The following is a 21,957-nucleotide window of genomic DNA, read 5'->3' as shown; positions in this document are numbered from 1 at the left end:
GAGAAAACCTGAGGTGAGGTGTCCCGCAAGAGCGTCTCGCGGACCACGAGCGAGAGAAAACCTGAGGTGAGGTGTCCCGCAAGAGCGTCTCGCGGACCACGAGCGAGAGAAAACCTGAGATCAGGTGTCCCGCAAGAGGGCCTCGTGGATCACAAGAGGGCGTAAACCTGAGGTCAGGTGTCCCGCAAGAGCGTCTTGCGGACCACGAGCGAGAGAAAACCTGAGGTCAGGTGTCTCGCAAGAGGGCCTCGTGGATCACAAGAGGGCGTAAACCTGAGGTCAGGTGCCCCGCAAGATTGTTAATCCCTGCAATTTACATTCATACAAATATAAAAGACACCGCCCCATTATAAATGTCAACTAGATTATGTATAAAACCACTCATATTCTTTCAGGATCAGACATGTTTACAGTTGGTGATGTAAAATACGATCAAGAAGGGCATTTGCTAACTTGAGTTCTTGAAATACCTCATCATCCTAAGATTTGAAGTTAGTTGTAAAGATTGCAATTAAATGTATATTTTTAGTAATTTTAATGGTATATTTTAGGGGGGATGTAGACTTTTTTAACAAATATTTAAGGAATGAAAATTTTAGATAATACATTACTTACTCTAAAAGAGGTAGTGGTAAATACTAGCAGCGTAACTGCAATATATAGTTCGGAGGTATAACTATGTTTATTGATGCAAAAATTGAAACAGAGCGTCTTATTTTGAGACCATACATACAGGAGGATGCTGAAGCTATATTTAGTATGGCTACAGAACCAGAGCATTTTAAATACCAGCCCGATACCCCGCCCAGATCAATGGAAGATATTGATAGATTAATAAAATGGTCTCAAGAATGTAACAAACAAAATACACCTAATAAGATAGAAAAGTTTAACCTGGCGATTATATTAAAAAAGACTGAAGAATTCGTGGGTGTAGCAGGATTGGGTCCTCATGATATTTTACGTGAAGAAACAGAATTGTATTATGCATTAGCGAAAAAATTCCAAGGAAAAGGAATCGCAAAGGAAGCGGCTAAAGCAGTTTTTGAGTATGGTATTAATGTAATTGGGTTAGATAGAATTATTGCTACGGTTCACCCTGATAACATAGGTTCTATCAAGGTAATTGAAGCATTGCCAATGAAATTAGTAAAAGTATTAGACGGACTTGCAGGTGAGGATGAAGGGTATAACGGATATAATTTGTATGAATATGTAGCTGAATAAAGTGATGAAGCTGTTTACTCTAGAAAGGAGATCTTCTTTAAACAAAGGTTAGTTGAAAAATATTATTTTACATCACACGTGTTAATTATCTGAATTCTAACAAAAGGTTTTTTGAATCTTTAATATCATATAATCAGGTTAGTTGATTTGTAATGGTGGTAGAGGGATTAGAAAATTATTTGCAAGTGTATGTGCAGTTGGAGTAGTATTCAGTTTTTCTATCAGCGCGTATGCTTTATCAGTTGCTAATGGAGAGTTACAGTATGACGGTGGACAAACAAGCAGTATCGTTTATTCAACTATTTTTGATAGCAAACCAACTAATAATATGAAATATAAAGTAAAAGCTACAGTTACTGTGGGGTCTAATAAGACTACGAGTGACTGGCAAGATGATTACGCTCATGCAGAAGCTTACAGATCTTTTTGGAGCAATGAGCGCTCCTATTATGATTATTATCTAAGATAAGACACTAAAAATAAAATCCATTTACTTATCAACTAACTAGTCTAAACAAGTGTTCTTTATAAAGAAAGGATTTACAAAATGAAGAAATTTTTAAGTGGATTCTTTATCATTCAGCTTTTTTTATTTTCATATATTTTTAGTCAATCGCTTTATCCGATTTATTCACTGAATCACTTAGTGGATGAAAACTTAAGTGGATATAAGATTGAAGAAGCAAATGGCGGTATATTAAAGGATTTTTATGAGCACCTACAGCAGAACTATTTGTATGCTCATGAGATAGAGGTACAATTAATTAAAACGCCTGTATCCAATCATACATCAACCATTTATGAGGTGTATCACTCTGACCTTGATAATTGCAAACAAATAAAATCTGTTTCTGATGATAAAGTATTTATTTATAAAACACTAGAAAAGGAAGATTTTATAGATAGTACGGGAATATTTTACACGAATCTATCTATGAAACAGCTAGATAAGATTGAAAAAAGTCTGAATATCTCTATTAAAAATTATAAGCCGCAAGAAATTTCCTATGGAGAAGCTTTCAAGCTAAATAGTATTGATTTTATTGCATTATTCCTCTTAACTCTACTTGTACTTTTTATGTATACCTTTATAAGAATTAAGACGAATGCCGTCAAAAAAGTATTGGGTTATTCTCCTATGAGAATGATTAGTGACTCTTTACAAGAGTTTCTTGTGATACAGGGAAAAGGAATCGCAACTGTTTTCATCTTACATATTGGGTATTACACAGCTAAAGGAGCTATTTCAGCATCTTATTTCTTGGGTTTGATAGCATGGATGTTTTGTATCATATTCATTAATATTGCTTTCCTCTTTGTGACTACGATAACGATTCGTTTTATTGATATACATACAATGGTTAAAAATAAAATATACTCCACGCAATTGGTGTACATATTAAAGAGCATTAAGATGGTGATCGTTGTTACCATTACAATCGTGTTAACATTTACGTTAAATAATTATCTTACTTATAAGAATAGCTTGGAGAAAATAGAAAAGTACAAAGACCTAAATGGTTATTATACTGGAAATGCTTATAATTCAGATGAATATGATCAAATTTTTTCACACAAGGAAAAACTAGTAGAAATAAGCAAAGAGATGAAACAGTTTTATCATGAAATGGATACAGAAAACTATTTGTTGTTTGAAAAGGTAAATGTACTTAACTTTGCGCATAGTAAACAGCTATTTGAAGCTAATCTCAATTCTTATAATAATTATGTTATTTTAAATGAACATTATATTCAAAAGTTTATAGATTTACAGGGTGCAGAGCAGATACTTACGCAATCTCATTCTACACCTATTATCTTTGTTCCTAAGAAATATGCGCAATATGAGAAAGAAATTAAAAACTTATATATTGATTTATACAATGATGCAGTAAAGTACGATCAATATGAAGGTATTGCTGTATCTAATGCAGCTATTATACAAGATATTCAAGTGGTCTATATAGAAAATGGTTTATCACATTCTTTTTTCACCCTGAAAAAGAAGGGGATAGAAAGCATTCAAGATAGTATTATCATGTTAGATATAGGAAATTTTTCTGGGTTGTATTATTTGAATGCCTTAAGTAACCAACAGTTGTCTTTTGCGTTAGACAGTCGAGAGCTATTTATTCAAAAGTTACATCAATATAAGCTAAATGAACTTATTAATGCAGCTACGTTATTAACACCTTTTTTGACTGAGATTTCTTATAATAAGTTCGTTATGATGCAATCAGTTGTGTTTTCAATCATTTTTATCGCAACATTATTGTTTATCATTTACGCAACCAACTTTATAGAAATCATGGTGAACAGAAAGCGTATGGCGATTGAATATACATTAGGATTTAATCTGTTTAGAAGTCTTGTTTCAGATATATTTATAACGTTTTGCATGATGATATTGACAATACCTTTCTTCTTATTTCGTATGAACGGCTATATGTATGCCTCCATATTGTTGGTGGATATATTCGTTTACTTTACGCTATATTACACCATTGTCAGAAAAAATATCTCACCTATCATAAAGGGAGGTTAACTTTATGTGTATAGTAAAATTAAATAACGTATCAAAATCTTTCAAAAAACAGAGTGTATTAAAAGATGTTTCTTTAGAAATTCCACATGGTGATATGGTTGCGATAGTTGGAGCAAGTGGAAAAGGAAAAACGACGTTATTAAACATAATAGGGTTAATATCAGAAAAAGATAGCGGAGAGATGTTTCTTTGTGGTGCTTCTAATCCGCATATAAATTCTAAACAGGCAATGCTTTTACGTCGTGAACAGATAGGTTATTTATTTCAAAACTATGGATTGGTAGATGAAGAAACTGTATTTTGGAACTTAAAATTAGCGTTAACATATAAAAGAATGACAAAACAGGAAAAACAAAATCGTATTGAGCATTATTTGAAAGAGTTTAATATATTAAACTTAAAAGAAAAGAAAGTATACCAACTAAGCGGAGGTGAGCAACAGCGCGTCGCTCTTGTTCGTCTTATGTTACAGGATAGCTCATTGATATTAGCAGATGAGCCGACTGGTTCGTTGGATACTACAAATCGCGATTTTGTCATAGAGGCATTAAAGAGATTAAATATGTTGGGGAAAACGATTATTATAGTCACGCATGATCCTTATATAGCATCGCAATGTCAAAGGGTGATAGAGCTATAAAACATAACCGCTCCCCGTAGCAATTTTTTATATCCCTATGTATATGGAGAATGAGAAACATATACTAGGGGGTTTTAACATGAAGATGTGCAAGGTATGTCGGAAAAAGCCAAGGCTCGGTCGGCGTGTGAATAATGAGGGAATTCTTTTTTGTTCAGATGACTGTTATGAAGCGTTTGAGGATTCTCCAAACGATATGGATCATCCGTATATAGATGATTATGATGCAGTTCGGTTTGAATATATGGAATGGACAGGAAGGTATGAACAAAAGCTCATGAGTGCCGCCGGGCGAAACTTGCAAGCTGTTAAAGAGGAGTTAGTCGAAGGTATTGAGTCTGTCATTGAAGAGTTTAGAGACTATGTTTCCTTGGAGGGAACAGACGGCGTTTTTTCGGCGGAGATTTACGAGTATTTGCAGGAGCTAGAAAATCTTACAGTAGTAATTGAGCGGTGGACACCTGGTAAAAGAAGCAAAAAGGCTACTTCATGAAAGATGAAGTAGCCTTTTTGTTTAGTATTTGGATAATTCAACATAAAAAGACTTATAGTTATATATTTTTCTAATGTACTATAAGTTATACGAATACAAAAAATGGAATTATTTTTAGGAGGGGAGAAGGATGGAGATACAAGCAAGATTTAATCAGCGTTTTCTTCGTGAAAGACAACTTCTATATCGATGCTTCGTATAGTGTTCTCTTCTATTTCTAAAAAACAAGGGAACTGCAGGTGATTGGTGCAGATAGCGATGCCTCTCTTCTAGTAAAGCAGACGGGTATACAGTTGCTGAAGGGAAACACGTACAAATTAACGTTTGATGCGCGCTCGACAAAAAATAGAGCGATAGAAGTAGAACTTGTAGGTCAGGATGGAGTAAGAAGCTATACAGATGCAGTCGTAGACCTGACAAACGAAATGAAGTCGCATTCGATGGAATTTACGATGACAACAGAGATGAGCGATAAGTTTAGCCAATTATTATTTAAACTAGGTGGTCAAGGCGGGGATGTGTATCTAGATAATATAAGGTTAATCCGCACATCGGAGTACATTGACTATGACCAAGTGGATTTGCAGCCACTAAAGAATGGAGATTTTTCTGCGGGAATGGACGCATGGGGTTCTTATATTCATTATGATGCTGCGGCGACTCTTTCTGCGCAAAATAAGGAGCTGCAGGTGCAAATACAGCATCCTGGTAATGAAGCATGGAGTATTTTGTTGGAGCAGGGGAATATAAAACTTACGAAAGGTGTAACCTATGTATTGTCTTTTGATGCGCGCTCTACAGTAGCACGGGATATCGAAGTTACGGTAGAGAATGCTGGTTACTATCGTTATCTCAGTCAAAAGGTCTCTCTTCAAAACGAAATGAATTCGTATCGCTTTGAATGGATCATGGGTGCGAACGACACAGGCGCACTTAAGTTTCTTCTGGGGAAAACGGCAGAAGCACATGATATTACGATTGATAATGTGGTTCTTGCGGTAAAGCGTACGGGTGAGTAATCGTAAATTTTATGTAAAAAAGAGTTTGCATCTATCATAAATTAGGCATATAATAAGAATCGAAAGCGCTTTCGATTTTGGGGTGAGGTGAAACACCTTTGGTAACGATTTATGATATTGCAAAAAAAACAGGTTTTTCTGTCACAACAGTTTCAAAGGCTTTAAATAATTATGCTGATGTGAGTGAGAAAACGAAAAAACTTATACTAGAAGCTGTTGAGGAAATGAATTACTTTCCCAACTCTTCGGCAAGAACATTGACAACAAAGAAATCGTGGACAATCGGCGTTATTTTCATTGAGTCTCTTGGAATTGGGATTAAGCATCCTTTTTTCAATGAAGTCATCGAGAGTTTCAAGCAGTATGTAGAGATGTATGAATATGACCTGCTTATTGTATCGCGTAATTTGTACAACAGTAAAAAGAGTTATTTAGATCACTTTCGCTACCGCGGTGTGGATGGTGTTGTAGTTGTTTGTTCAAATGTAGATGATGAACAAGTAAAAGAGCTTATGAATGATCCTATCCCAAGTGTTGTAATTGATTTAAGTAGTGAAACATCTAGCGTTGTATTCTCTGATAATCGTTTAGGAAGCAAAATGGCTGTTGACTACCTTTACTCATTGGGGCACACGAAAATTGCCCATATTGCGGGACATGAAAAAACATTTGCAGGACAGCAACGCTTACAAGGTTATTTAGAAAGTATGAAAACCTTGTCTTTAGATGTAGTAGAGGATTATGTGGTTGATGGAGATTATTTCTCTCATGAAGGCGGATATCTTGCAATGAAGCAACTATTAGCGCTAGAATCTCCTCCTACAGCTATTTACGCTGCAAGCGATAGCTTAGCAATAGGAGCAATTGAGGCTATTAGAGACCACGGGTTCGATGTGCCGAAGGATTTTTCTATGATAGGCTATGATGATATTGCGCTAGCTCGCTATATGAATCCAAAGCTGACGACAATTAGACAAAATACCCATGAGATTGGACAAAAGGCAGCAGAATTGCTTCTGAAACAGATTAATACCAAAGAGAAGTTGATTGAGCAAGTTAAGATACCAGTTGAATTAATTGTGCGAGAAAGCTGTAGAAAGCTATAGGACAAACTGGTTTTCTTCAGGAGCCATTAGTTTGGTATACAAATAAAAGCTTATATACCAAGCTTTTATTTTCTCGAAAACGAAACCGCTTTCGTTTCGATTAAGTTATGAGCTTTATGTGACTTGGTAGATAGAATGGGAATGTATATATTTTTTATTCACCTAAAAACGAAACCGCTTTCGAGTAAGATAAAATGTCAACTTATATTTTTAATAAGGATGGAGGTATTGTAATGAAAAAGTTGCTTAGTATTATGACGACTTTTACATTAACAGCAGGATTATTCGCTGGTTGTTCAGGTAGTGAAACGAAATCCGATAAAGCAAATAAAGATGATAAAGTGTTAAAGGTTTGGTCTTTTACAGATGAATTGAAAAAAGAGAATGCCATTAAAACGTTTGAAGAAAAGCATGGTGTAAAAGTCGAGTTAACGATTGTTCCAATTGCTGACTATCCTACAAAGCTAAAGCCAGTGCTTGAAAGTGGTGTAGGTGCGCCGGATGTATTCACGGGTGAGATTGCTTTCTTAAAACAGTGGACAGAGCGTGATTATTGGGAAAACCTATCAAAAGAGCCGTATAACGTAGACGAATGGGAAAAAGATTACACACCTTATGTATTTAATTTAGGAAAAGATGCAAAAGGAAATGTGAAAGCGGTCTCTTGGCAAACAACGCCGGGAGGTATTTTCTATCGTCGCAGCATTGCAAAACAAGTGCTAGGCACTGACGATCCAGCAAAAGTTGGCGAAATGATGAGCACTTGGGACGGGCTGTTTGCTGTAGGTGAAAAGTTAAAGCAGCAAAACTATCGCTTATTCCCGGATGAAGGATCCATTCGTTGGTTTGCAAGAGGTGCAGATTCTCAGCCGTGGGTAAATGAAAAAAATGAGCTTATCATGACTGAAGCAAAATTAAATTACTTTGATCAAGCAAAGACTCTTCGCGATAAGGATTACACAGCGTTTGCACCTGAATGGTCTCCATCATGGTTTGCGGCGATGGATGGTCCGGTTGCTTATAACGGTGGTTGGGAAGAAGTAAAGAAGGACACGAAAGACAAAACAGAAGTATTTGCTTATGCTTTGCCAACATGGGGTTTACACAGCGTACTTAAAGCTAACGCCAAGAAAACAGCAGGTGATTGGGCTGTAACATCAGGACCAAATCCATATTTCTGGGGCGGTACATGGTTGGGAATTTACAAAAATTCTAAAAAGAAAGATCTAGCTTTTGAATTTGTAAAAATGATGACGCATGACGAAGAATTCTTAACAAAGTGGGCGAAACAAACGGGAGATGTTCTTTCTTACACGCCAGTAACTTCTAAAATCAAAGATAATTTTAGCGAGCCGTTCCTTGGTGGACAAAATAACTACACATTCTTCTTGAATGAGTCTGAAAAAATTGATGCGAAAGCGGTTACGAAATACGATCAAGAAATTGATACGTTATTTGGTGCACAAGTTACGGAGTATGTAGAAGGTAAGAAGACGAAAGAGAAAGCGTTGCAAGATTTCTACAAAGCTGTTAAGAATGCTTATCCAAACATTAAAACACCGTAACTGATAAGAGAGTACAATAATAAATGGGGATAGATAAACGATTTCAGTCTGTCCCCTTTTATGTAAGAAAAAGGAAGGAGCTCAATATGAAAAACATTAATTACAAAGGATATTACTTTGTAGCGCCATTCTTTTTAGTTTTCCTCCTCTTTAATATCTATCCGGTTCTCCTAACATTCTATTACACATTCACCAAATATGAAGGATACGGGAGTCCTGAATTTATTGGGTTGGAAAACTATATCCGTGTCTTTTCTGATACAGCTTTTTTTGAGGCCTTTTTGAACACCTTAAAAATATGGGGATTGAACTTCTTTTTACAGATGGGTATTGCACTGTTACTAGCAGCCCTCTTCTCTGATTTACGTTTTAGAATTAAAGGGCTAGGTTTTTTTAGAGCAGTATTTTATTTACCAAATCTGATTACCATTAGTTCAGTGGCAATTTTATTCAATGTTATGCTCGACTGGAAATACGGTTCTATTAATCAAATTTTGTTGAAATTAGGATTGATAGCTGAACCAATTAATTGGCTCAATGATCCTGTAGCATCGCAAGTATCTGTATCATTGATTTTAACTTGGATGTGGTTTGGGCATACATTTATCGTATTGATGGCCGGTGTTTCAGGAATTTCAAAAGAGTATTATGAAGCAGCATTAATTGATGGAGCCAATCGTTGGCAGACATTTGTAAGTATTACGCTTCCATTATTAAAGCCGATTTTATTGTATGTATTAATCACATCATTAATCGGTGGTCTTCAATTATTTGATTTACCGATGTTGTTGACAGACGGACTTGGAGCGCCTGAAGGTTCATTGAACACAATGGTTTTATATTTGTACAATCAAGCATTCCGATACAATAATTACGGTTACGCATCAACAGTTGCTTATGCGCTATTCTTAATTACTGTCATATTCTCGGCTATTACATTTAAATCGATGTACCGCGATGTAAAAGCAACGAAGAATGGGGGTAAATAATATGAAAACGAAAAAGAGTCTTACAAAAATAGTTATTTATACATTGTTGATTCTTTTAGCTATTATTAGCGTCGTCCCGTTTTACATGATGTTAGTAAATGCTACACGCGGAAATAACGATATCCTGATGGGATTTAGTTTTTTACCAGGGAGCAGCCTAATAGAAAACTATAAGACGATGCTTGAATATGCAAACATATGGAACGGATTTAAGAACAGTTTAATCGTATCTGTGGCAGTTACGATTTTAAGCGGTTACTTTTCTGCGTTAACGGCTTACGGTTTTGCGGTGTATAACTTTAAAGGCAAGAAGTATATGTTCCTCTTCATGCTTATTATGATGATGGTTCCAGGGCAATTGGGACTAATCGGGTTCTATGAGCTGAATAGAGTATTAGGAACGTTAGATACGTATATCCCATTAATTGTTCCCGCAATTGCAAGTCCGTTTGTAGTGTTCTTTTTACGTCAATATTTAGCTACTACTCTTCATCCTTCTTTGTTAGAAGCGGCAAGAATGGATGGAGCGGGGGAACTGAAAATTTTCCATACGATTGCGTTGCCTATGATGATGCCGGCTGTGGCGACTATGTCCATTTTTACGTTCATTGGATCATGGAACAATTACATTGTGCCGCTTGTTGTTTTATTTTCTCCAGAGAAATACACGTTACCGGTGTTGATGGGCTTCTTAAAAGGTTCTCAAGTTGCGCAAAATTTAGGTTCTTTGTATTTGGGGATCGCTATATCTGTTGTTCCAATTATGGTCGCGTTCCTATTCTTCTCTAAATACATTATTAGCAGTATATCAGCAGGGTCTATTAAAGGATGATGAGGTGTAAGATTATGAAGAAGTTTTCAAAGGATTTTATCTTCGGGACAGCAACGTCTTCTTATCAAATTGAGGGGGCTGTAGCGGTTGACGGAAGAACACCTTCTATATGGGATACGTTTTCTCGTACACCAGGTAAGGTAAATGGCGGAGATACCGGAGATGTTGCATGTGATCATTATCATCGCATGGAGGAAGATATTGAGATTCTAAAAACGCTCGGTGTAGATTCCTACCGTTTTTCCATTGCATGGCCAAGAATTTTTCCTCAGCAGGGGCAATATAATCCGGAAGGTATGGCTTTTTATAAAAAGCTTGTCAATCGATTAGTAGAAGAGAACATTCAGCCGTTGGTAACGATTTATCATTGGGATATGCCACAATGGGCGGACGACCAAGGAGGTTGGGTTAACCGTGATTCAGTTGAATGGTTTATGGAGTTCGCCAAGAAGTGCTTTGAAGAATTAGATGCTTCTGTAGCAAAGTGGCTTACACATAATGAACCTTGGTGCGCAGCGATGCTGGGATATCATCAAGGGGTACACGCACCGGGCCACACTAACTTAGAGGAAGCGCTAAAAGCGGCTCATCACATTTTATTGTCACACGGTAAAGCTGTTCAATATTATAAAGATGTGTTTGGTGGAACAAAAGACATTGGTATTACGCTGAATTTATCCCCTGTTTACGCTGCTGGTGAAAATGTCAATGATTACTTAGCGGCAAATAACTTTGATGGCTATTTAAACAGATGGTTTTTAGATCCTTTGTTTAAAGGTCAATATCCAATTGATATGATGAACCTATTCTCTAAATTTGTTCACACATATGATTTTATTCAAGATGGAGATTTAGATATCATCTCAACACCTACGGACTTTTTTGGCATCAACTTTTACAACCGTGCCTTAATGGAATTCTCTGCAGCGTCAGAGTTTCTTTTCAAGCCAGCGTATTCTGATTATCCGAAGTCAGGTATGGGTTGGGATATTTCTCCAAATGAATTTAAGGAGCTTATTCATCGACTTCGTAAGGAGTATACGCATCTTCCAATTTATATTACCGAAAACGGAGCCGCTTTTGATGATGTATTGGAAGCAGACGGTCAAGTGCATGATAAGAATCGCGTAGATTATGTGGAGAAGCATCTAACAGCTGTTGCTGAACTAAATGAGGAAGGCATGAATATAGCAGGATATTATTTATGGTCCCTATTAGATAATTTTGAATGGGCATTTGGTTATGAGAAGCGTTTCGGTATTGTATATGTTGATTTCCAAACGCAAAATCGCTATTTGAAGGATAGCGCTAAGCGGTATGCGGAAGTGATAGCGAGTCGGTCTGTGTAAAGATATTTTTTAGATGGTAGAGAAGAACGGGTAATATGAAGTGGCGGTCAGCGCTTAAGAGATGCCCGGGCGTGATGAGACCATGTGTATGATGAGTGGAACAGCTGTTTTCGTGTGATGGCTGTTTATGTGTAGGGATGCGTGCTAAATGGAGCATGTGAAGGAGCGGTTGTTTTCGTGTGATATATGTGGGAACGAGTGCAGGAACATTGTTTTTCTGCTAAAAATTTTTCTAACGAATCGAAACCGCTTTCGGATTTGTTTTCTGATGCTGCGAATAAATAGGGGTGTAAATTGCATATGTCACAGATTGATGTAACACTTACAGCTAAAGATACGGAAGAGCGTTTGGCGAAACAAGCGCCTCTTTCGTTTACTACAAATGCTTCGGCTACTAAATTAGATATTGAGATTACTGATACAGAAACATATCAAACAATTATCGGCTTTGGCGGTGCTTTTACGGAAGCTGCCGCATATACACTTTCACAAATGCCAACAGAAAAAAGACAGGAAGTGTTGAAAAAGTATTTTGACCCCAATGAGGGCTTAGGTTATACCATTGGCCGTGTCGCAATTCATAGCTGTGATTTTGCGTTAGGAAATTACACATATGTGGAAGAGAACGATGTTGAATTAAAGAGCTTTGATATTGCAAGAGATCGACAATGGGTAATTCCTCTTATACAAGATGCCATGAAGGTAAAGGGTGGAACCATTCCTTTATTAGCATCTCCATGGAGTCCGCCTGCTTGGATGAAGTCGAATCAAGAGATGAACAATGGCGGCCAGCTTCTTCCGGATTACCGAGATACTTGGGCTACTTATTACACAAAGTTTATCAAGGCTTATCGTGAGGAAGGTTTAGATATTTGGGGAATTACTGTTCAAAACGAACCAGCCGCGGTACAAGTGTGGGATTCTTGCATTTATTCAGCAGAGGAAGAACGAGACTTTGTTAAAAATCATTTGGGTCCTATTATGCATGAAGCAGGCCTGGCGGATGTGAAGATTATTATTTGGGACCATAACCGAGATCTTATCGTTGAAAGAGCTTCGACAGTATTAGAAGACCCAGAAGCTGCCAAATATGTATGGGGCACGGGCTTGCATTGGTATGTGAGCGAGGAGTTTGATAAAGTAGGAGAGGTTCATCGTCGTTTTCCAGATAAGCACCTATTGTTTACAGAGGGCTGTCAAGAAGGCGGCGTGAAGCTAGGTGAATGGTTTACCGGTGAACGCTACGGAAGAAACATGATTGGTGATTTAAATAACTGGGTAGAGGGATATTTGGACTGGAACATTGTGCTAAATGAGGAAGGTGGTCCAAATCACGTCGGAAACCTATGTGATGCACCCATTATCGCAGATACAAAAACGAAAGAGCTGCATTACAATAGCTCGTATTATTATATTGGTCACTTTAGTAAATTTATTCGACCAGGAGCCGTTCGCATCAAGCTGACAAATCATAATGAACAGTTACAGTCTACAGCCTTTCGAAATGAAGACGGGACTATCGCAATCGTGGTCATGAATGAAGGCGATCAGACTGTTCCTTTTTCAATGGGCTTTGGACAACATGTATGTGAAACAGAGCTTCCTGCGCATGCCATTGCAACGTATACGTTTAAAATGTAGGCTGCATGAAAGTCTAATTAAAACTTGTTGATTGGATCAGACTCCGGCGGGAAAACTTCCCTGACGCCCGCGGAAAGTGAACTTCCGTCATGGAAATTAACAATGAACTTTAACAGAACCAAAACGTAAGAAAAGCACGGGTCGGGTACATATGTATGCCGACCCTTCTATAAAAATGATGTATGGAAAGGTGAATCAGATCTATGTCTGTAAAACAGTACTCCTTTGATCAACAAAAAAGATTTGTGATTGAAAATTTTGATCAAGCTAACACATTTTCGAGTTTTTTACCGGGCATAGCAGGCGTAAAGGGCGTTCCGATGTGGACCTTTTATGTAAATCGCGGTCAGGGCATTTGCAGTTTTGGGGTAAAAGATAAACATTCTCCAATTATGGAGTTCGCGCCTGCGAATATTGCGTATAAGACAGTTGCTACAAGTGGGTTTCGGACATTTATTAAATTTAAAAAAGACGGTGCAATGTACGAGCCGTTTCGTCCTGTTCAGGATGCACCGCATATAAAGCGAAGAATGTATATCGAGGCCAATCAAGTAAGTATTGAAGAGATTCACGAAGAATATGGTATACGCGTATTTGTTCAATATTTTCATATGCCCGAAGAGAATTTTGCTGGTTTAGTTCGTAAAGTGTCGATTACCAACTTAAATGAAGAGCCGCTTGAAGTAGAAGTATTAGACGGATTGCCAGAAATTCTACCGTACGGCGTGACGAATGAAGCGTATAAAGAAGTAGGTAATCTTTTAAGAAGCTGGATGGAAGTATATAATCTAGAAAACCACGTCCCTTATTATCGAGTAAGAGCTAGTATTGGGGATGAAGCTGAAGTAAGTGAAGTGACAAGTGGCCACTTTTATCTATCATTTACGGATGAAGAAGCACTCGTTTCGCCAATCGTGGATGCAGCTCTAATTTTCGGAAGCGACACATCTCTTCAACACCCAGAGGCGTTTTATACTAGTGATGTAAAGCAGTTGCAGCAGGCCAAACAAATCACAGCGAACAAGGTGCCGTGTGGCTTTACGCCTGTGCAAAAACAGATAGAAGCGCAAGAAACAATAAATATTTGCACAATAATTGGTCATGTAAAATCAATAGACATCATTCAGGCCCAGGTAGACAGATTAGTGAGCTTAGATTTTATCGAGAAAAAGCAACAGATTGCTTTAGCATTGGTTAGAGAGCTTACAAATGCGATTGAGACAACCACATCTTCAGAACTCTTTGATGAGTATTGCCGTCAAAGCTATCTTGATAACGTATTGCGCGGAGGTTATCCGTATATATTGGAAAATGGCAAAGAGGGATTTGTCTATCACTTATTTTCAAGAAAGCATGGTGACTTAGAGCGCGATTACAACTTTTTCACTATTGCTCCTGAGTACTATTCACAAGGAAACGGTAATTTCCGAGATGCGAATCAAAATAGAAGAAATGATATTTATTTTTCTCCGCAGGTGGGCAGCTTTAATGCCAAGATGTTTATGAGCTTAATTCAAGCAGATGGATATAATCCGTTGTCTGTTAAGGGATGCTCATTTGAAGTAAGACAGGAAGAAAAAGGTGGCATAAGCGCGCTAGTAGAAAAGCATTTTCAGACCCATCGAGATGAATTGGTTCAAATGTTAGAAGGAAAGTTTACGCCAGGGCAGCTTATCAATTTCATTGAAAACAACAACCTTTCATATAAGCTAGAGGAGAAGGTCTTTCTTACAGATGTTTTACAAATATCCAAGCAAAATATTGAAGCTAGCTTTGGAGAAGGTTATTGGATTGACCACTGGACATATAATATGGATTTAATTGAAAGCTACCTAGATGTTTATCCGGAGCATATGCACCAGTTTCTATTTGAAGATAAGACCTATACATTCTTTGATAGTCCAGTAATGGTTCAGCCGCGAAGTGAAAAGTATGTGCTCTCAAAAGGGAAAGTAAGACAGTACGGGGCAGTTGTTGAAGATGAAGAAAAAATGGCCCGTCAAGCGATTGATATTCAAGATACGAATTGGCTGAAGACAGCACATGGAAATGGTGACGTTTATTATACAAATCTATTTGCGAAGCTCATCTCACTATCGCTTAACAAATTTGCCACGTTAGACCCTGCGGGGATCGGTGTTGAAATGGAAGCAAATAAACCGGGATGGAATGATGCGCTAAACGGATTACCTGGTATTTTTGGCTCAGGCGTGAGCGAAACATTTGAATTGAAGCGTATGGTTCAATTCTTATTGTCTGTGATGTCAGACAATCTTGAAGAAGATGTACGTCTTCCTGTTGAAATCGCTCATCTTTTAACAGGAGTGTATCAGCTACTAGAGAAAAATAGCAGGGGAGAATTGAGCGATTTTCATTATTGGGATGAAGTAGCGTCCTTGCGAGAGGATTACCGTGAAAGTATCCGCTTTGGAATAGAAGGAGAAGAGATCATCGTTTCTTTACAAAAAATATACAAAATGTATGAGCTGTTTTTGCATAAAATTGACACCGGCATTGCGAAAGCCGAACAGCTTGGAAATGGGTTATATCCAACCTATATTACATTTGAAGTAGAGGAATATGAAGTAGTCACAGACAGTACAGGCAAAGAAATTCTAAGTCATTACGGCTTGCCGAAGGTTGTTGTCAAGAAATTTAAAGAGCCAACGCCGCTTCCATACTTTTTAGAAGGTCCTGCGCGCGCCTTTAAAACGTTAAAGGACAAAGAGAAGGCGAAGGATATATATCAAGCTATAAAACAAACTGAGTTATACGATAAAGAAATTAAAATGTATAAAACATCTGTAAGCTTGGAAGAGGAATCACATGAAATTGGGAGAATCAAGGCGTTTACACCAGGCTGGCTTGAGAGGGAATCTGTTTTTCTTCATATGACATATAAATATTTACTCGCGCTTTTAAAAGCAGAATTACATGAAGAATACTTTGATGAAATGCAAGACGCTCTTATTCCGTTTCTAGACCCAAGCACCTATGGAAGAAGCACGCTTGAAAATTCATCGTTTATTGCGAGCGCATGTAATCCAGACCCAGCTACACACGGTAGAGGTTTTGTTGCAAGGCTGAGTGGTTCTACGGCAGAATTTTTAAGTATGTGGAAGATTATGATGATGGGCAAGAAGGTATTTCAAGTGCAGGAAGGTCAGTTAACGATGACGCTATCTCCTGTATTACCTGCATGGCTGTTTGATGCCGAAGGAAAAGTATCTTTTACGTTCTTAGGGAAAACGAAGGTAACGTATCATAACCATAACAAAAAGGACACGTTCGGTGTAGATAAAGCAGAAGTACAGTCGTATCAGTTGTTTTATCAAAATGGTAATGAAAAAGTAGTCGAAGGCCGCGCCTTGCAAGGAGAGGAAGCGCGCGCGGTACGAGATGGAGAAGTGACGGAGATTCACGTTACTTTAGGATAAACTGTAATTGATAGTGGAGCTGTTTTTTTAACACAGCTTCTGAATTGAAACGAGCTTATAGAAAAAGTCGAGCCACCGCTTCATCTTTGTATACTAAAGATGAAGTGGTGGCTTTCTTCTACTATATCTAAAAACCTTATGAGTAGGTAGCGTAAAGAAATTTTACCAGACACTTTATTCGAATCGACTATTCAGTTTGTAAGAAACAAATAAATTGTCTAAGAGCGTGTGGCTGACGTTTTCTTTTTTGATTAGAAACTGAATTTGAATAGATTGAGGAAGTTAATGGTATTGCAGATGCTAGTTTGTTTCAAATCACACAAAAGTCTGTAACGGGCCAAATATTGCCCATTGATAATGGTTAGATGCTTTAAGTAGGAAGTAGAAGCACCATTGTATGGGACAGGAAAATTATTTCTGTAGAATTTTGTCGTTTCACTCTTGACCATGCTCTGCTTTCGTTGTTAGAATCAAGAAGGAAAAGTAAAAGCGAACACCTTCATATATCCTCAATAATATGGTTTGAGAGTCTCTACCGGGTTACCGATAATAACCTGACTATGAAGGCAGTGATTCTGCTTAGTGAAGTGCGGTCCTTCATAAGCCGGAATTCTGCCTTTTTGTATTTGGGGCGGAGTTTCGGCTTTTTTGTATACTTTTTTTCCAATTGTATCAATGTAAAGAGTATACGAGTGAGATTGCAGACATTAATGACGGGGTGATTCATTTGAAAAAGCATGATTTTATTATTGTTTTAGATTTTGGAAGTCAATATAACCAACTGATTGCACGTCGTATTCGTGAGTTTGGTGTATATAGCGAATTACACCCGCATACAATTACTGCGGAAGAAATTAAGAAAATGAATCCAAAGGGTATCATCTTCTCCGGTGGTCCAAACAGTGTGTATGGTGACAAAGCATTCCACTGCGACCCAGCCATCTTTGACCTAGGTTTGCCGGTATTTGGTATTTGCTACGGCATGCAGCTGATGACGCATCATTTTGGCGGGACGGTAGAACGTGCGGAACATCGTGAGTACGGAAAAGCGGTTATTCAAGTAGAAAACGAGTCTAAACTATACAACAGCTTACCAAATGAGCAAGTAGTATGGATGAGTCACGGCGACTTGGTGACAAAGCTGCCGGAAGGCTTTGTTGTAGACGTGACAAGTGAATCTTGCCCAATTGCAGGGATGAGCGATGAGTCTCGTAAGTTCTACGGCGTTCAATTCCATCCGGAGGTACGTCACTCTGAATACGGTAACGATTTGTTGAAAAACTTCGTGTTTAACGTATGTGGCTGTACAGAAGGCTGGAACATGGAAAACTTTATTGAAGTAGAGGTTGAAAAGATCCGTCAAACAGTTGGGGATAAAAAGGTACTGTGCGCGTTAAGCGGTGGCGTAGATTCTTCTGTAGTTGCTGTTTTGATCCACAAAGCAATCGGCGATCAGCTGACTTGTATTTTCGTAGACCATGGTTTGCTTCGAAAAGGCGAAGCAGAAAGTGTAATGAAAACATTTAGCGAAGGCTTCCATATGAACGTCATTAAAGTGGATGCGAAAGAACGCTTCTTAAGTAAGTTGGCAGGTGTGAGCGATCCGGAGCAAAAGCGTAAAATCATTGGTAATGAATTCATTTACGTATTTGATGATGAAGCAAAAAAGCTTGAGGGCATCGAGTTCTTAGCGCAAGGAACACTATATACGGATATTATTGAGAGTGGAACGTTAACGGCGCAAACCATTAAATCGCATCATAACGTAGGTGGATTGCCGGAAGATATGCAGTTCAAGCTAATTGAGCCGTTGAATACTCTATTTAAAGATGAAGTACGTGCTTTAGGTACGGAGCTCGGTATTCCAGATGAAATCGTATGGCGTCAGCCGTTCCCTGGTCCTGGTTTAGGAATTCGCGTGCTCGGAGAAGTAACAGAAGAAAAACTTGAGATTGTTCGGGAATCAGATGCAATCCTTCGCGAAGAAATTAAAAAAGCAGGATTGGATCGTGAGATTTGGCAATACTTCACAGCCCTTCCTGACATGAGAAGTGTCGGCGTTATGGGTGATGAGCGTACGTATGATTACACAGTAGGAATTCGGGCAGTTACCTCTATTGATGGTATGACGGCGGACTGGGCACGCATTCCATGGGATGTATTGGAGAAAATCTCTGTTCGTATTGTAAACGAAGTAAAGCATGTTAACCGTATTGTGTATGATGTAACAAGTAAGCCACCAGCAACAATTGAGTGGGAATAAGACGAACAAAAACGAACGTTTATAAAAAAACGTTCGTTTTTTATTGACATTATATATATTCTTATGTAAAATTAACTCATAGAAATGAATAAAACAAATAACCATCGTATAATATCGGGGATATGGCCCGAAAGTTTCTACCTAGCTGCCGTAAATAGCTGGACTACGAGGTGTTGATTGGTGCGGTGTATCATGTGCGCTTTCTCGACGCTTCCATGTCCAGTGGAGGCGTCTTTGTCGTAGATGCGATGGTAACACATAGGGTGGAGGAAGCAGCATGAAGCGTTATTTTCAGTTTGATGAACTCGGTACATCATATCGTAAAGAGTTTATCGCAGGTTTAACAACATTTTTATCTATGGCGTATATTTTATTTGTAAATCCTGCTACGTTATCTTTAAGTACGGTTCCTGATTTGCCAAAAGGAGTAGGAATGGATCAAGGAGCTGTGTTTGTAGCGACAGCCTTAGCTGCGGCAATCGGTTCTCTTATTATGGGGATTTTTGCAAGGTATCCAATCGCCTTGGCACCAGGAATGGGAATTAATGCATTTTTCTCCTATACAGTTATTTTAACAATGGGTATTCCGTGGCAAACAGCGATTGCAGGTACTTTTGTTTCTGGTATTTTATTTATTATTTTAACGGCTACAGGACTTCGTGAAAAAGTAATTAACGCAATTCCCGTAGAATTAAAGCATGCCGTAGCTGCAGGTATTGGTTTGTTCATCGCTTTTATCGGCTTTCAAAATGCAGGCATCATTGTTAATAACGATGCAGTATTAGTTGGTTTGGGTGATTTAGCAAAAGGTACGACACTATTAGCAATTTTCGGTGTTGTGATTACTGTTATTCTTATGACACGCGGCTTAAATGGTGCGGTATTCTTTGGAATGGTCGTGACTGCAATTGTCGGTATGTTAACGGGTTTAATTAAAACACCAGATGCAGTAGTTGGTTCTGTACCAAGTATTGCGCCAACGTTCGGTGCGGCATTAACGCACATTGGCGATATCTTTACATTAAAGATGTTGGTTGTTATTTTAACGTTTTTCTTCATTGATTTCTTTGATACAGCAGGTACGCTTGTAGCGGTTGCAAATCAAGCGGGTTTAATGAAAGGTAACAAACTTCCTCGTGCAGGAAAAGCAATGTTTGCAGATGCGGCTGCTACTACAGTAGGAGCAGTGCTAGGAACATCTACAACTACTGCTTACATTGAGTCTTCGGCTGGTGTAGCCGCAGGAGGTCGTTCAGGCTTTACTGCAGTAGTAGCAGCAGGTTTCTTCCTATTAGCATTGTTCTTCTCGCCGCTTTTAGCGGTTGTAACACCGGCTGTTACAGCGCCGGCATTAATTATTGTAGGTATTTTAATGGTTTCTTCTTTAAGTGAAATTGATTGGAAGAAATTTGAGGTAGCTGTTCCGGCATTCTTCACAGTTCTTGCGATGCCATTAACATATAGCATTGCGACAGGGATTGCAGTTGGGTTTATTTTCTACCCAATTACAATGGTAATGAAGGGTCGTGGCCGCGAAATTCATCCAATTATGTATGGTATGGCAGTGATCTTTGTATTGTATTTCATCTTCTTAAAAGAATGATAATAAGAGCACGGGAAAAAATCCGTGCTCTTTATTTGTATGTGATAGCCTGTCTACCGTACTGTTCCCATCCAGCAATAAAGGAAGAGGCGAGTGCTTTTCGATTTTTTATATTGGCAAGCGGATCGTTAAAGTAAATGTATGTTTCATCGTAACCTGTCACAAGAACGCTATGCTCTTTATACGTAATGGAAACGGTGCCTTGAGGTGTTTGCCATGTTTGCCAAAAACGCTGTGGTACAGAAGCAAAGGTGCTCGTATTGATAACCCATACCGGCTTTTGCTGGGATAGATGTTCTTTAATTACCTCAAATGAGGAGCCGGTAAGATCTAAGGCTTGTCCAGATAAATAGCGGTTAGCTAAATTATAGACGGGTTTATGGAAAACACCGAAGCCTGGTTGCTTAAATGAATACATGCTGCCAACAAAACCGTAATTCGGATGGCCAAAATAGACAACATTATTTCGTCTTTGATACGGAGTGGGATCTTTTCTTATTTCTTTTGCAAGCTGCATTTTTGTAACAGAAATACCTTTGTATTGTAAAAGCATAGCTAAGCTAGTCACTTCACAGCCACGCGGCAATTCGGGCATTTGTGAAATTAACGGTGCCTGCAGAAGTACAGAGCGCTGTGCGGAAACTAAAGTAGTTGCATCTGTTTGTGTATGCTTGGCAGCGGCTGATGAAAACGAAAATCCAAAAAAGATGAAACATGCATACAGAATAGACTTCATGAATTGAATGCCTCCTATGCACTTTCGTTTTCTTTATAAAAGCTTCCTTAATGCAATAGCCACAGAATACAAGGGCACAAGAACCAAGTGCTATATGTGTATCGTTTGTTCTTTTATGAGGCATTTTTGTAGCTGTGTATGACCTATTCTTCTCTCCCGTCTAACACCTGTTAGCTTTTCTCTTTGTATATATAGTGTCTGTCGTTTTGTTGTGTATTGTGCAAGGGAAGTGATGGAGAGTCCCCCCTTCTTTAACAAACTTGAAAAAAAGTAAAGATAATTGTTGACTTATTTTACGAAAATGGGTATTATAATCATTGTCGCTTCGGACATTAGTTAAAAAACAACTTAAAAAGAAGTTGTTGACAAACAAAATCGGAAGTGATAAATTAAGAAAGTCGCTGATGAGCGATACATAGTTCTTTGAAAACTGAACGAAGTACAAAACGTCAACATTTATTTTAGCTAGACAAACACTTTTATGGAGAGTTTGATCCTGGCTCAGGATGAAC

General features: G+C 38.2%; 16 protein-coding genes and 2 riboswitches. Of the genes, 15 read left to right on the top strand and 1 reads right to left on the bottom strand.

What is annotated here, in order from left to right:
* Positions 1–678: 678 nt before the first annotated feature.
* The 15 genes from EEJ45_RS16605 to EEJ45_RS16535 all read left to right on the top strand — a co-directional run bounded on the left by EEJ45_RS16605 (position 679) and on the right by EEJ45_RS16535 (position 20,709).
* On the top strand, positions 679–1,227 hold the full coding sequence (locus EEJ45_RS16605) for a GNAT family N-acetyltransferase (protein WP_124565900.1): 549 nt from the start codon (positions 679–681) through the stop codon (positions 1,225–1,227).
* A gap of 142 nt (positions 1,228–1,369) precedes the next feature.
* A complete protein-coding gene (locus EEJ45_RS16600; protein ID WP_124565899.1) occupies positions 1,370–1,696 on the top strand; it encodes a hypothetical protein in 327 nt (108 codons plus the stop codon).
* A gap of 78 nt (positions 1,697–1,774) precedes the next feature.
* On the top strand, positions 1,775–3,772 hold the full coding sequence (locus EEJ45_RS16595) for a hypothetical protein (RefSeq protein WP_124565898.1): 1,998 nt from the start codon (positions 1,775–1,777) through the stop codon (positions 3,770–3,772).
* 4 nt (positions 3,773–3,776) lie between these two features.
* Entirely contained in the window at positions 3,777–4,412 is a 636-nt protein-coding gene (locus tag EEJ45_RS16590; protein ID WP_124565897.1) for an ABC transporter ATP-binding protein, read from the top strand.
* A gap of 79 nt (positions 4,413–4,491) precedes the next feature.
* Positions 4,492–4,905 carry a hypothetical protein gene (locus EEJ45_RS16585; protein WP_124565896.1) on the top strand — a complete coding sequence of 138 codons (414 nt, stop codon included), beginning with the start codon at positions 4,492–4,494 and terminating at the stop codon, positions 4,903–4,905.
* A gap of 233 nt (positions 4,906–5,138) precedes the next feature.
* Complete coding sequence (locus EEJ45_RS16580) at positions 5,139–5,924, top strand: carbohydrate binding domain-containing protein (RefSeq protein ID WP_342769382.1); 786 nt, start codon at positions 5,139–5,141, stop codon at positions 5,922–5,924.
* A 98-nt stretch (positions 5,925–6,022) separates the two neighbouring features.
* Positions 6,023–7,030 (top strand): LacI family DNA-binding transcriptional regulator, encoded by a 1,008-nt coding sequence (locus EEJ45_RS16575; protein WP_124565894.1) that lies wholly within the window; start codon positions 6,023–6,025, stop codon positions 7,028–7,030.
* 233 nt (positions 7,031–7,263) lie between these two features.
* Entirely contained in the window at positions 7,264–8,595 is a 1,332-nt protein-coding gene (locus tag EEJ45_RS16570) for an ABC transporter substrate-binding protein (protein WP_124565893.1), read from the top strand.
* 86 nt (positions 8,596–8,681) lie between these two features.
* A complete protein-coding gene (locus tag EEJ45_RS16565; protein WP_124565901.1) occupies positions 8,682–9,584 on the top strand; it encodes a carbohydrate ABC transporter permease in 903 nt (300 codons plus the stop codon).
* Position 9,585: 1 nt separating this feature from the next.
* Entirely contained in the window at positions 9,586–10,416 is an 831-nt protein-coding gene (locus EEJ45_RS16560; protein WP_124565892.1) for a carbohydrate ABC transporter permease, read from the top strand.
* A gap of 14 nt (positions 10,417–10,430) precedes the next feature.
* Entirely contained in the window at positions 10,431–11,765 is a 1,335-nt protein-coding gene (locus tag EEJ45_RS16555) for a GH1 family beta-glucosidase (protein WP_124565891.1), read from the top strand.
* A gap of 300 nt (positions 11,766–12,065) precedes the next feature.
* Positions 12,066–13,406, top strand: coding sequence for a glycoside hydrolase family 30 protein (locus EEJ45_RS16550; protein ID WP_124565890.1), 1,341 nt, complete (start codon positions 12,066–12,068; stop codon positions 13,404–13,406).
* Positions 13,407–13,609: 203 nt separating this feature from the next.
* Entirely contained in the window at positions 13,610–16,843 is a 3,234-nt protein-coding gene (locus EEJ45_RS16545; protein ID WP_124565889.1) for a cellobiose phosphorylase, read from the top strand.
* A 479-nt stretch (positions 16,844–17,322) separates the two neighbouring features.
* Positions 17,323–17,424, top strand: a riboswitch (purine riboswitch).
* Between the two features lie 137 nt (positions 17,425–17,561).
* On the top strand, positions 17,562–19,106 hold the full coding sequence (gene guaA / locus EEJ45_RS16540; protein WP_380018283.1) for a glutamine-hydrolyzing GMP synthase: 1,545 nt from the start codon (positions 17,562–17,564) through the stop codon (positions 19,104–19,106).
* 84 nt (positions 19,107–19,190) lie between these two features.
* Positions 19,191–19,292: riboswitch (purine riboswitch) on the top strand.
* A gap of 91 nt (positions 19,293–19,383) precedes the next feature.
* Positions 19,384–20,709: an NCS2 family permease gene (locus EEJ45_RS16535; RefSeq protein WP_124565887.1), complete on the top strand. Its 1,326-nt coding sequence runs from the start codon at positions 19,384–19,386 to the stop codon at positions 20,707–20,709.
* 31 nt (positions 20,710–20,740) lie between these two features.
* On the opposite strand, the gene EEJ45_RS16530 is transcribed toward EEJ45_RS16535, so the two are convergent.
* Positions 20,741–21,445 carry a C39 family peptidase gene (locus EEJ45_RS16530; protein WP_124565886.1) on the bottom strand — a complete coding sequence of 235 codons (705 nt, stop codon included), beginning with the start codon at positions 21,443–21,445 and terminating at the stop codon, positions 20,741–20,743.
* Between the last annotated feature and the right edge of the window lie 512 nt (positions 21,446–21,957).

The sequence above is a fragment of the Ectobacillus antri genome (assembly GCF_003852715.1).
GTDB lineage: Bacteria > Bacillota > Bacilli > Bacillales > Bacillaceae_G > Ectobacillus > Ectobacillus antri.
Note: the sequence above shows the minus strand (reverse complement) of the source record. Positions and strands in the feature narration are given on the sequence as shown.